The organism is Phormidesmis sp. 146-33 (assembly GCF_052939515.1).
In genome coordinates, this window is the sequence record NZ_JBJPHU010000069.1 from 24,081 (window position 1) to 35,685 (window position 11,605).

Consider the following 11,605-nt stretch of genomic DNA (forward strand, 5'->3'; position numbering starts at 1 on the left):
CAGGATGCATCATAGGAAAGACTTATTGACTTCTAAACCTGTGGTGACTTTGCAACCCACTCCTCACCTTGTATTACGGACTGATTCTGGAAGTCGTCGTTTTCCCCTGGTTGGCGGTAACTGTTGGACGATCGGACGTAGTGAAGATAATAATTTTGTGCTGTCCGATCGTTGGATCTCGCGCAACCATGCCATGTTGCAGTCAATGGAGACAGGCGAGTTCTATCTGATCGATTTAGGAAGTCGCAATGGCTCTTTTGTCAACGGACGACGAGTGAGCATTCCGGTAACGCTGCAAAATGGCGATCGCTTGACGTTTGGGCAAACAGAGCTTGAGTTTTACTGCCCGATTCATCATCCGACCGACCCTTCGATGGGCATAGACTCCAAAGAATTTACCGCGACTGCGACGCTGCATATTCGACGACTGATTTCTGTGCTGGTTGTGGATATTCGAGACTTCACAGTTTTGACGCGCCAGCTAGACGAAAAGCTACTTTCAGAAGTGATTGGCACCTGGTTTCGGCGGGCGGGCGACATTATTCGCGAGTACGGAAGCTGGGTTGACAAGTACATCGGTGACGCAGTGATGGCAGTCTGGACGCATGGCCCCCAGGGAGTCAGCCGCGACGAAATGCTGAGAATCTTTCAGGCAGTGGGGGCCCTGCATACGATGACCAGCAATCTTTACAACCAGTATCCCTTACCCTTTCCTTTACGCATTGGCGCTGGGATCAACACAGGCTACGCGATGGTTGGCAATACAGGGAGTGGCGATCGCCCCGATTACACTGCCCTCGGAGATACCGTCAATGCTGCCTTTCGCCTCGAATCTTCAACCAAACAGATCGGTCTAGATATTGCTTTGGGTGAAACCACTTACCATCATCTTTCGACCCTGGTGGCAGATGCTCAGTTTTTTGAGCAATACACCGTTCACCTTAAAGGCTACGACGTTCCGACGCTGACTCATGCCTGCTCATTTGCGGATCTCGATACGTTTCTACAACTCAAAGTTGGATCAAATAGTTAACCCAGTGTCGAGTTAACTTTCATTGCTCAAGCATTGCTCAAGCGTCTGAATCTTCAGAATTGATTTGGATCTGAGGAATTCAATTTCTCAAACTTGAAAACTCAAACCCTCTGATTAAGAGTTTGTATCACGGAGATGATAGGCTCTAATAAAAGCTGTGTCGAGAGTCTGCTCGATCGAGTGGGAGGGAAATTAACATGAAACGTTTCGTTCGATTTATCGCCACCTTGAGCCTGATTGTATGCCTGGGTTGGTTTAGCGCGTCTCAGAATGCAACGGCTGCAAATCTGAGCAATTTTGGGTCTGTCCGTCCGTCTGCTGTGCTGGCTGCCGAGCCGCTTCGCAATGCGGTTGAAGACAAAATGGCAACAGACTATGGTAAAAAAATTGACCTAAACAACACCAATCTTCGAGCGTTCCGCCAATATCAGGGCATGTATCCAACGCTGGCAAGTCTGATCTTCAAAAATGCTCCCTATGAAAGCGTTGAAGATGTCCTAAAAATTCCTGGGTTGAGTGAGAAACAAAAGGAAGTTTTGCAAGCCAATTTGGACAATTTCACGGTTAGTGAAGTCTCGAAGGAGCTTGTAGAAGGTGACGATCGCATCAACAACGGGATTTATCGCTAAGATTCAAAAAATCTACGTGTTCTAATTTTTCGCTCTCTGCACGATCGGGCTGTCCCAGAATGCAGAGAGTGTTTTTATAGCTGCCTCTAAGATGTCAGATTTAAGATGTCAGATTTCAACTCATTCGACGTGCTGGTGATTGGGGCGGGGGCTGCGGGTCTCTACACTGCTCTGTGTCTGCCTGCTCACTTTCAAGTCGGACTGATTACCAAAGATCAGATCTCTCGGTCTGCCAGTGATTGGGCACAAGGCGGCATTGCGGCAGTAATTGATCCCCAGGATTCGACGGATCTACACCTCGACGATACGCTGAAGGCGGGGGCGGGTCTGTGTGACTACCAGGCGGTCAAGTTTCTGGTCGAGAATGCGGCTGAGTGCATTCATAATTTAGTAGACATGGGGGTGGCGTTCGATCGTCAGGGTTCCAATCTGGCTCTGACGCTAGAAGCGGCTCATTCACGGCGACGAGTCCTTCATGCTGCTGATACGACGGGTCGAGCTGTCGTCACAACGCTTACTGAACAGGTTCTCAGCCGTAAAAATATTCACATTGTCGCTCAAGCCTTTGTCCTTGACCTTTGGCTAGATTCAGAACAAACCTGTCAGGGTGTCAGCGTTGTTTATGAGGGGCAGGTTCACTGGATTCGGGCAGGTGCAGTGATTTTGGCAACGGGCGGCGGGGGACAAGTATTTGCCCAAACGACCAATCCAGCCGTGAGTACAGGAGATGGGGTCGCGATCGCGCATCGGTCAGGGGCAATTTTGCGAGATTTGGAATTTATGCAGTTTCACCCGACGGCACTGACTCAGCCAGGAGCACCCCGCTTTCTGATTAGCGAAGCGGTGCGGGGAGAAGGCGCACATCTGGTCGATCGTCTGGGGCATCGATTCGCGTTTGATTACCACCCGGCTGGAGAGTTGGCTCCCAGAGATGTGGTGAGTCGAGCGATTTTTAGCCATTTGCAAAAGACGGAAGCAGATCCCGCCCTAGCAAATGTGTGGTTAGATTTGAGGCCGATCGCTCCTGAGACCATTCGTCACCGCTTCCCAAATATTATTCAAGTCTGTCAGCGCTGGGGGATCAACGTCTTTGAGGAGCCGATTCCGGTCGCCCCGGCAGCCCACTACTGGATGGGGGGCATTGAGACAGATTTGCTAAACCGCACCTCGATTTCAGGACTGTATGCGGTGGGTGAGACGGCCAGCACGGGTATTCATGGGGCCAATCGCCTTGCTAGCAATTCACTATTAGAGTGTCTGGTTTTTGGGGCGCAGTTAAAGTACCTGGAATTAGATGCAAGCGCAATCTCCTCGAGTCACCCCCAAGGGATTGCTGCAACTGCTGCATCCGTTGTCCACTTTGTCGCCGCTGACCTCGAAAAAATTCGGCTACTTCGCCTAGAACTGCCCAAACTCGTCTGGCAAGGAGCCGGGATCTGTCGAGAGCAGAAAGTTTTGCAGAAAGCGATCGCTCAACTTCATCTCTGGCAACAAGAATTTGCCCAACTCTCTCTGACACAAAGCCTGTTAAATTTATCTCCCGGCCAAACGCTCAGATTTGATGCCGCCGATGCAGATGCTCACCTTCGGGCTTGGGGCGAACTCTACAACCTGCTGGATATCGCTGATCTGATTCTCAAAAGTGCTGCCTACCGCACCGAAAGTCGGGGGGGACACTATCGATCGGACTTCCCCAACTCGTCTTTGGAATGGCAGATGCATACAATGGTTCGGCGGGAAGCAGAGCGCGATTGCTGGTGGGCAACACCTGTAAGAAGGGATGAGGGATGAGGGAAAACTTCGATGAGATGAAAAAACTACAAATATTTTTGGACGACTTCCCAACCTGTCAGGGAGACTAATACGAAGGCAATGCAGAGAAGGGCATTTACGCCGATGTGGAGCGGTTTTGCCCAGGGACGATCGGGACTAATTTGCACAGCGCTCCAGGCTGAGACAAACACTAACTCGACGACAGCAATTCCGACCGGAAGATGGCTGGAATGACCCAAACTGCCGTAATGTCCCAGGGTGCCGACAATGCCGATCGCCAACAGCAACAACACCAGCCCTGCCATGATAGCCCCCGTTACAAAGTGGAAGGGTCGCAACCAATCGGGACGCTGCTGGCGCGTCGCAAACAGGGCAACTCCAGTAACAGCCTGGATCAGATAGGCAACGATCGCAAAGCCCATTGACCAAGCAGCAATTTTCCACAGCCAGATAAAAGAGGGTAGATCCAAAATAGTTAACTCAGTACAGCACCCTCATTCTCCTAAAAAAATGCAGTGACTGATCAAGCCACCGCAGGAGTTTTGTCACATTTCATTCGTTACAGATTTGGCACAGAAGTGATTTGATGCAGCTTTGGGCAATCGTAACTTTCAAGGGACTTCAGAACTATTTTTCTTAAAGAACAATTTTTTAGAGTGTCAATCAGGTCTGACTCAAGCCAAGCTATCTACTCAGCAGAGGTTAAAACGGGCGTGGCAGCAATGCCTTCATTGCGACGTTCCTGTTCTTGGGTGGAAACTGCTGGTGACTTGCTGCCTTCTTCCACACACAAGGTTGAGCAAGCGATCGTATCTGAGAGAATGGCACTCGCCATCATGCCCGTATGAATTTCAAGCTGGGCATCAGACACCGCCTCAAACAACAAACGCTGACCCGGAAAAACAACCCGCTCAAAGTACCAGTTAGGAATGTTGGTGATGCGGGCAATTTGCATCTGACTTGTAGCGTTGACATAGCAGCAAAGCAGCTTGGTCGCAGTGTCAGAAGGGACGGGATCAAAAATCTGAGCCATAGGTTTCATGGAGAGGACTCCATCTTTGAGGTGAGTGGCTTAACGCTAACACTCTGCGATCCCAGGTGACTGTAAATCCCACTACCAATGGCTTTTTCTATTGCAAATTCTTTCTTAAGGTAGAGCAATGTCAAGGATTGTCTCTATGCTTAATTAATAAATTTTGAGTAAGGAGTGATGAAAGGGCGATCGCAACCCTTATCCATCCGTGATCCTGGCAAAACTTAACCCAAATCGATCCACAGGAATCAGAAGCAGTGGTATCGTAAAGTTATATGACAACACTTTTCAGAATCTTTGACCAAACATCTATTCAGATCCACCCCGTGATCTCAGAAACACGTCAGCATTTCTCATAAACTAAGAGTGAGAAGGTTTGCTGAAACTTGCAGGTTTTGACTTGCTCATTTGAGACTGAGATATCCTTAAACCGCCAACCAATAATGGAAAATCGAATTCTCTACGTCCGCCTTCCGTGTAACCCGATTTTTCCCATCGGCGTGGTCTACCTGGCAGATCACATTCACAAGCAGTTTCCCCACGTTGAACAAAAAATCTTTGACCTGGGTACCGTTCCCCCACTAGACTTTGCGGCCGCTCTGGATGCCTGCATTGATGAATTTCAGCCCAGCCTGCTGGTTTATTCTTGGCGAGACATTCAAATTTATGCGCCTGTGGGTGGACGGGGTGGAAATCCTTTGCAGCATACGTTTGAGTTCTTTTACTCGCTCAATCCGCTGGTCAAGATGAAGGGCGCGATCGGTCTGCTAAAAATCGCAACAGGATACTATGGCGAGCTTTGGCGCAATTTGGGCTTAATCAAGCGAGGCGTAAAACGAGCGAAACGCTACAATCCCAATGCTCGTGTGGTTGTAGGCGGTGGTGCCGTCAGTGTTTTTTACGAACAGGTCGGAAAAAGCTTGCCCAACGGGTCGATCATCTCAGTCGGTGAAGGGGAAGCGCTTTTAGAAAAGCTGGTGCGGGGTCAGGATTTTTCTGATGAGCGGTGCTATGTGGTGGGTGAGACGACTCCCCGCGATCGCATGATTCACGAAGCGCCCGCTAGTATTGAGAAAACGGCCTGCAACTACGATTACATTCAGAGTATCTGGCGTGACTTTGAGTATTACTTTGAGTCTCAAGATTTCTATGTAGGCGTGCAGACCAAGCGGGGCTGCCCTCATAACTGCTGCTACTGCATCTACACGGTGATCGAAGGTAAGCAGGTGCGGATTAATCCGGCTGAGGAAGTCGTGGCTGAGATGAAACAGCTTTACGATCGCGGTATTCGTAATTTCTGGTTCACCGACGCTCAACTGATTCCCGCCCGCAAGTATATGGACGACGTGATCGAGCTACTGCAAAAGGTTCTCGACGCAGGCATGAAAGACATTCACTGGGCTGCTTACATCCGAGCCGACAATCTCACGCCTGAACTGTGCGATCTGATGGTCAAAACAGGGATGAATTACTTTGAGATTGGCATCACTAGTGGGTCTCAAGAGTTGGTTCGCAAAATGCGGATGGGCTATAACTTGAGAACCGTTTTAGAAAACTGCCGCGATTTGAAGACTGCTGGATTCAACGACCTGGTTTCGGTGAACTACTCGTTTAACGTGATTGATGAGCGTCCTGAAACAATTCGTCAAACGATCGCCTACCACCGTGAGCTAGAGAAAATTTTTGGGGCCGACAAAGTAGAACCTGCGATCTTCTTTATCGGACTCCAACCCCATACCCACCTTGAAGAATTTGCCTTCAAAAATCAGATTCTCAAACCTGGGTACGACCCGATGAACATCACGCCCTGGACGGTTCGCAAGCTGTTGTGGAACCCTGAGCCATTGGGATCATTCTTTGGGCAAGTCTGTCTGCAAGCGTGGCGGCAAAACCCCAACGACTTCGGGCGCGAAGTGATGAATATTTTAGAAGCGAGACTGGGACGTGCAGACTTAGAAGAGGCTCTAACGGCCCCGATCGCACCCAAACAACAGGCTCTAGCAAGCGTTGGCGCGAGAAAGTGAGGATTTAATGCTGGAAGGTTCCATTCTACAAAGGTTGAGGTCTGCTCACCAGAGCGGGCACTCAGGGAAACGTCCCTTAAACTTTGGGGTTTACTACAAAAACACGCTGGTCTCTCTCTGTCACGCCCTAGAGGACTGCATTCTCACCTGTAGCAGTGCGCCCCTCGTGGTGACTGCCTTCCAGCGTGGCAAATGGTATCTCCAGGAAGCCGATCGCTATGCTGAACTAGCTGATCGATCCCGACAGGTGGTGATCATGGCCTCCCACGACACAGGCTTTGCAGAACATCCGACCAGCCAGCGATCGAATGTCTCTCTGGTAGAACTGGAACAAACTGACCCTGTTTCTCAAGAGTGGCACTTGATGATTTTTGCGCCTACCTATACTGCGATGGTGCTTTGTCAAGAGCTTTCGGTCGAAGACTACGGTGAGAAAGGGGTTCCGACCGAAGATCTCGATCGTAAGTTTTACGGGTTTTGGACGTTTGAATCCAATCTAGTTAAGGAAACAGTAGAACTCGCGATCGACCATCTCGGACGCTACAATTCTGACCTTCGCCAGCAGCTCACTGCCAGAGTGCAAGAAATTAGCACCGAGGCTAAAGCAGCCGATCGCGATGACATTTACACCGCTGTCTCGCTGGTGATGGAATACCTGAAAACGGGTCAGCAGGATTTGGAGTCTGTCTCGACCGCTCATCGTCACGAAGCTTTAGACAACAATTTAGTGTCTAATGAGTTGCAGGCATTTTTGAGGCTGGCTCAACTAATTGACCAAACTGACCTCAGCAATCCGATGGCCGCCGCAGAAGTGACGACGCTTGGAGAAGCAATGGCGCAACTGCTCGACCTTCCTTCGTGGCAGTTAAATCGATTGAGGCTGGCGGGTTTGCTGCATCGACTGGCCTTTTTACAGCGATCGGACAGCGTTTTGAGTGCCGGAAGTTTTGCCCGCTATTCTGAAAGTGAACCAGACGCGCCGCCCAGTTGCCCGATCGTGCCCGGAGCGCAAATTCTCAGAACCATGCAGCGGTTAAAGGCGATCGCCACCATCATCACTCACCAAACCGAACGCTGGGACGGACAAGGCCAACCTGCGGGGCTAGCGGGCGACGAAATTCCTTTAGAATCTAGAATTCTCGGACTTTTGGCCGCTTTTCAGCAGCAGCTTGCTAACCATCGAGCGAATCCAGCCCTGACTCCAGAGGCGTGTTTTACCCAAGCGTTAGCAGCCTGTCAGTCAGAACAGGGCGATCGCTGGGATCCAAAACTCGTTGATGTGCTCACCCTGTTGGTGAGTGGAATGCAACAAGGGTTGAGTCTACCGATCAGCCTGCCCAAAATTGCAGCGGGGATGTGGCTGCTCGACTCTCACTCAGACGAAGACCTGCTCAAGTTGTCAGAATTCGAGCAGATGGTGGACATGGCAATCGAACAGGTTTAACAGCATGGAGCTTCAAGTAGTGCGATCGGACAAACTCAAGCATTCAGCCGGGGCAGATTTACAGGACGAAGATCTCTCTAACGCGGATCTCAATGGCGTTAATCTCGCAGGCGCAAAACTCACAGGTGCAGACCTCACAGGCTCCAAACTCTCAGGCGCATCTCTAGATGGTGCGAATCTAATCGGCTGTCAGCTAGTAGGCACTGACCTGCGGGCCAATCTGATGGGGGCAAACCTCATGCAAGCCGACCTAACCGAAGCTGATCTGCGAGGCAGCAACTTGCGTGGGGCAAACTTGATGCGGGCCCGGTTGACTGGGGCCACGCTGACGGGTGCTTTCTTAAGTGGCGCAAACTTGATGGGCGTGAGCTTTCAGGGGGTTGACCTGCGGGGTGCTGATCTGCGAGGTGCAAATCTGAGTGGCGCAAATCTTCACGGCGCAAACTTGAGTCAGGCAGATTTGCAAGGAGCACTCTTGACCGAAGCGAACCTGGAGGAAGTTGACTTACAGGGTGCCAATCTAGCAGGCGCAAATTTGGCGGGCGCAAACCTTTTGTGTGCTGAGTTAGAAAATGCAAATTTGGAAGGCGTGAATCTTACAGGAGCCTGTCTAGTAGGAACGAAATTAGATGGGTCGATTCCTGATAGCGCAGTGTCTCATTCCTAGTGAGATCGCCCCTATTGCCAAAGTCCCCACCAGCCCAGCCAATGGATTGCGATCGACACCTGTGACCCACTGGGGCACCTGATTAGAGAATTGGATCACCTGTCCCACATTCAAGATGTAATAGCCCCAGACCAACCCGCCATGTAGCCCGATCGATAGACCCAATCGACCTTGAGTGGCGCGTTTTGCCCACACTAAAGCAGCTCCCAGCAAAATTAGGGCAGGAACTTGAGCAATTCCTCTAGGCGCGTGGAGGAGTCCGAAGACGGCAGCACTAATCCAAAGTGCTGTTTGGGGGTAGTCTCGCTCTAACTCGTCCAACAGCCAGCCACGAAACAAAAGCTCTTCAGCAAAACCAACCCCCAGACCCGTGAGGGAGCCTTCCAAAATCATTTGAGCTAGAACGGGAGACGATCGCCACTCTACCCAGCCCAAAATCCCTAAAAATCCAAACATTGCCAGTAGACAAATCGACCCTAACCCCAAACCTGTTAGAGTGTTGAGTGCATTTTTGCGGGTGCTGCTCAGTCCATAACGTTTGAGAAGAGGCTGTTGATAGACATAGTGCCCCCAAAGTCGAACTAGAAGAATAAATTCCAGGTACAAAAGAACTAGCGTAATGATCGAAGCCGCATTTGTATCAGACACTCCCCATTGAATTAAGCCAGCCAAAGGCAGCCATGCACAAAGTAAAATTGACAAAAATATCCCGATCCGAAGTGGGGCGGGATAAGTAGGTATACGATCGAGACGGCGCTTCAAAGTGTTTAGAATTATTCGTCAGGCTCGATCGTACTGCTCAAATTGTTGGCTTTAAGCGTTTCGCTGTAAAACTCAGCATGCTCTTGAGCGCAGGTAATCACCAACGCCAATCCGCTATTATGCGCTTCCATCATGATATTCACAGCCTGTGGTTGTGTCAGACTGGGAACTGTTTTCATGAGAACCTGCACTACATGCTCCATTGGATTGTGATCATCGTTGTGGAGCAATACACGATAGCGAGGCGCGAGTTTACGGGACGTTGAACGCTTTTCAATAGTTTCAACAGACACAGTTCTCTTCTCTCCGTAAGCTATCAACTACATTAATCGGGCTGATTCTTTAACCATAATGATCTTTTTCATCACCGACAACCCCACGATAGACTCCTTCGTCAGAGACAAACCGTGGTTTTGACTTGAGCAAGCTCTTATAATCAGCCCCGTCTCCTACCTTAACGCTTCTTCATAACAATTCACCACACAAGTCAGAAATCCCTAACCCAATAGCGGCATTATCTTGATAAACCACCGCACTTCAACGGTAGCACTTAACTTCAATAGAACTTTAGAATCGTTAAACCACCGTTACGCTCCAAATAGACCTTATGAATTTTGCCTCACAATACGCTCATTCAAAGGATGGGAGAGGTCACTTTCAGCCATCTCAGATTGTTTGCTTAGAGCATGAGACGACTCGCTTGTATGCAGAAGTTGTGCAGATTGTGGAGGTTCGGCAACTCTGCTGGGCACGTCCTCTTGTGTTGATTATGGGGTCAGATTCAGAGAAAACGCTTCAGGCGATCGACCCCAAAAACCTACAGGATTTGCGTCAAGGTGCAGATCTGCTGCTGCCTGCGATTTTGTTTCGACAAGCGTTGGATGTGGAGGTGATCCCACTGTTGTCACAGCTTTATCGCTCAGAAGGAGACTGGGAGGGACATGAAGCGATTTCTCCAAGTTCCCCGCAAGCGATCGCCGCTCGTCAGTCACTTAACCAATTGATTCGTCAAATTTGGCAGGCACACCCGGATGTTTTTTGCGATCAGTAAAACTGTGACCAACGTTAGCTCAGACGCTAGGGACTAAACGAATTCGACCCTCATCCATTTCGGACATCAGAAGTTCTAAGGCTTCATAGTCTACGTCAGAAATATGCCCCAACCGGGTTAGCTCATAGTTGATTTCGTTCTCCATGTCAGGCGTTAAGCACTTGATGTAAAGCGCCTTCTCAACTAGCCGACGGATGATTTCACTACTTTTCATGGCTACTCGCAATGATTTCGTACTTCTAAATTATCGGTGGAAGGAGGTATCAGATAGGTGATCCGCATAAGGTCTTTCAGGTGATTTGAGTCACTGGTCAAATTTGATGACCGCTCAACGAGGTCAAATCACGCATCAGAGCGCCTCTATAATTTTTGGCAGAGGTTGAAGACTATCGCTCTACTTATATCAATTATCAATCTTCTGAGCTGACCACAATCAATCGTCTTCAAACCTGCGATCGTCGTTGGCATGAATTGTTTTTGGGTTGATTGCTTTCATCTATTTTTTCATTCTGCACAGGATGATTAGCTAGAAACCTGCTTGAACATGTGATTCACGATACGTAATCTTCCTGACGCTTACCGGAAATTTTAAACAAGGCCGCTTGTCGTATAAAGATTGTGCGAAACGATCGCTCCTTTCCATTCGTTACGAGGGATGTGCGGTTATGGTCAGAGTCATCAGTGAAACAAGTTCTTTGATTTGATAGTAAAAGGTTAGATTATGCAGAGCGTGCTCGTCCGTCCTCAAACCGCCACCATTTGCCCACAGGGATACCTGAACGCCGCCAATGCGTCCGACTTCCAAAATCAACTCATCAACGCAGTCACCTCTGAGCAAACTGCTGCTCTGCTCGTCGATATGAGTCACGTCGAATCGTTAGATAGTGCTGGCTTGATGGCGTTGGTGGCAACTCTACGCCTCGCCCAAAAACTTGGTAAACGATTTACGCTTTGCTCGGTGTCTGCTCCAATTCGCATCGTGTTTGAGTTGACCCAACTGGATCGAGTCTTTGAAATTTTTGAGAATGTCGCCGCTTTTGAGTTGAGAAACGCTTGATTGCTCACGCCCCCAATTACTTAGATTGAACCGAGGCGATCGCTAAGTTCTGTTGCCAGCTCGTTGCCTGATTGGTATTTAGTGCCTATCCGAAAACTTGAATTGCCCTGACGACAATACAAGCACAGGATA

Annotated in this window: 13 protein-coding genes; 8 read left to right on the plus strand and 5 right to left on the minus strand. The window is 49.5% G+C overall.

Annotated elements, in window-relative coordinates; genetic code table 11:
* The first annotated feature begins 40 nt into the window (after nt 1–40).
* The 3 genes from ACJ2PR_RS23220 (at nt 41) to nadB (ending at nt 3,453) form a co-directional block, all read left to right on the plus strand.
* Nucleotides 41–1,033, plus strand: coding sequence for an FHA domain-containing protein (locus ACJ2PR_RS23220; protein WP_446878739.1), 993 nt, complete (start codon nt 41–43; stop codon nt 1,031–1,033).
* 197 nt (nt 1,034–1,230) lie between these two features.
* Complete coding sequence (psbU, locus tag ACJ2PR_RS23225; protein WP_446878740.1) at nt 1,231–1,662, plus strand: photosystem II complex extrinsic protein PsbU; 432 nt, start codon at nt 1,231–1,233, stop codon at nt 1,660–1,662.
* A 105-nt stretch (nt 1,663–1,767) separates the two neighbouring features.
* Complete coding sequence (gene nadB / locus ACJ2PR_RS23230) at nt 1,768–3,453, plus strand: L-aspartate oxidase (protein WP_446878741.1); 1,686 nt, start codon at nt 1,768–1,770, stop codon at nt 3,451–3,453.
* Between the two features lie 26 nt (nt 3,454–3,479).
* On the opposite strand, the gene ACJ2PR_RS23235 is transcribed toward nadB, so the two are convergent.
* Both ACJ2PR_RS23235 and ACJ2PR_RS23240 read right to left on the minus strand, forming a co-directional pair.
* Nucleotides 3,480–3,905 carry a DUF4079 domain-containing protein gene (locus ACJ2PR_RS23235; protein WP_446878742.1) on the minus strand — a complete coding sequence of 142 codons (426 nt, stop codon included), beginning with the start codon at nt 3,903–3,905 and terminating at the stop codon, nt 3,480–3,482.
* A 218-nt stretch (nt 3,906–4,123) separates the two neighbouring features.
* Complete coding sequence (locus ACJ2PR_RS23240; protein ID WP_446868303.1) at nt 4,124–4,477, minus strand: DUF1830 domain-containing protein; 354 nt, start codon at nt 4,475–4,477, stop codon at nt 4,124–4,126.
* A gap of 434 nt (nt 4,478–4,911) precedes the next feature.
* Between ACJ2PR_RS23240 and ACJ2PR_RS23245 the strand changes: the two genes are divergently transcribed.
* From ACJ2PR_RS23245 to ACJ2PR_RS23255, 3 genes are read left to right on the plus strand one after another with little or no spacing between them, the layout of a single operon-like run.
* Nucleotides 4,912–6,492, plus strand: coding sequence for a photosystem II high light acclimation radical SAM protein (locus tag ACJ2PR_RS23245; RefSeq protein WP_446878743.1), 1,581 nt, complete (start codon nt 4,912–4,914; stop codon nt 6,490–6,492).
* A 7-nt stretch (nt 6,493–6,499) separates the two neighbouring features.
* Nucleotides 6,500–7,936 carry a DICT sensory domain-containing protein gene (locus ACJ2PR_RS23250; protein ID WP_446878744.1) on the plus strand — a complete coding sequence of 479 codons (1,437 nt, stop codon included), beginning with the start codon at nt 6,500–6,502 and terminating at the stop codon, nt 7,934–7,936.
* 4 nt (nt 7,937–7,940) lie between these two features.
* The gene (locus ACJ2PR_RS23255) at nt 7,941–8,603 is read left to right on the plus strand and encodes a pentapeptide repeat-containing protein (RefSeq protein WP_446878745.1); all 663 of its coding nucleotides are present in this window, start codon (nt 7,941–7,943) and stop codon (nt 8,601–8,603) included.
* Here the strand turns inward: ACJ2PR_RS23255 and ACJ2PR_RS23260 are convergent.
* Nucleotides 8,562–9,305 carry a CPBP family intramembrane glutamic endopeptidase gene (locus tag ACJ2PR_RS23260; RefSeq protein ID WP_446878746.1) on the minus strand — a complete coding sequence of 248 codons (744 nt, stop codon included), beginning with the start codon at nt 9,303–9,305 and terminating at the stop codon, nt 8,562–8,564. The genes ACJ2PR_RS23255 and ACJ2PR_RS23260 overlap by 42 nt on opposite strands.
* A gap of 71 nt (nt 9,306–9,376) precedes the next feature.
* Nucleotides 9,377–9,658: an ATP-dependent Clp protease adapter ClpS gene (gene clpS / locus ACJ2PR_RS23265; protein WP_446868308.1), complete on the minus strand. Its 282-nt coding sequence runs from the start codon at nt 9,656–9,658 to the stop codon at nt 9,377–9,379.
* Between the two features lie 314 nt (nt 9,659–9,972).
* Between clpS and ACJ2PR_RS23270 the strand changes: the two genes are divergently transcribed.
* The gene (locus tag ACJ2PR_RS23270) at nt 9,973–10,416 is read left to right on the plus strand and encodes a hypothetical protein (protein WP_446878747.1); all 444 of its coding nucleotides are present in this window, start codon (nt 9,973–9,975) and stop codon (nt 10,414–10,416) included.
* Nucleotides 10,417–10,435: 19 nt separating this feature from the next.
* Here ACJ2PR_RS23270 and ACJ2PR_RS23275 read toward each other — a convergent pair whose 3' ends face one another.
* Nucleotides 10,436–10,630 (minus strand): hypothetical protein, encoded by a 195-nt coding sequence (locus ACJ2PR_RS23275; protein ID WP_446860815.1) that lies wholly within the window; start codon nt 10,628–10,630, stop codon nt 10,436–10,438.
* A 507-nt stretch (nt 10,631–11,137) separates the two neighbouring features.
* Here ACJ2PR_RS23275 and ACJ2PR_RS23280 point away from each other — a divergent pair.
* Entirely contained in the window at nt 11,138–11,473 is a 336-nt protein-coding gene (locus ACJ2PR_RS23280) for an STAS domain-containing protein (protein ID WP_446860814.1), read from the plus strand.
* Nucleotides 11,474–11,605 lie beyond the last annotated feature (132 nt).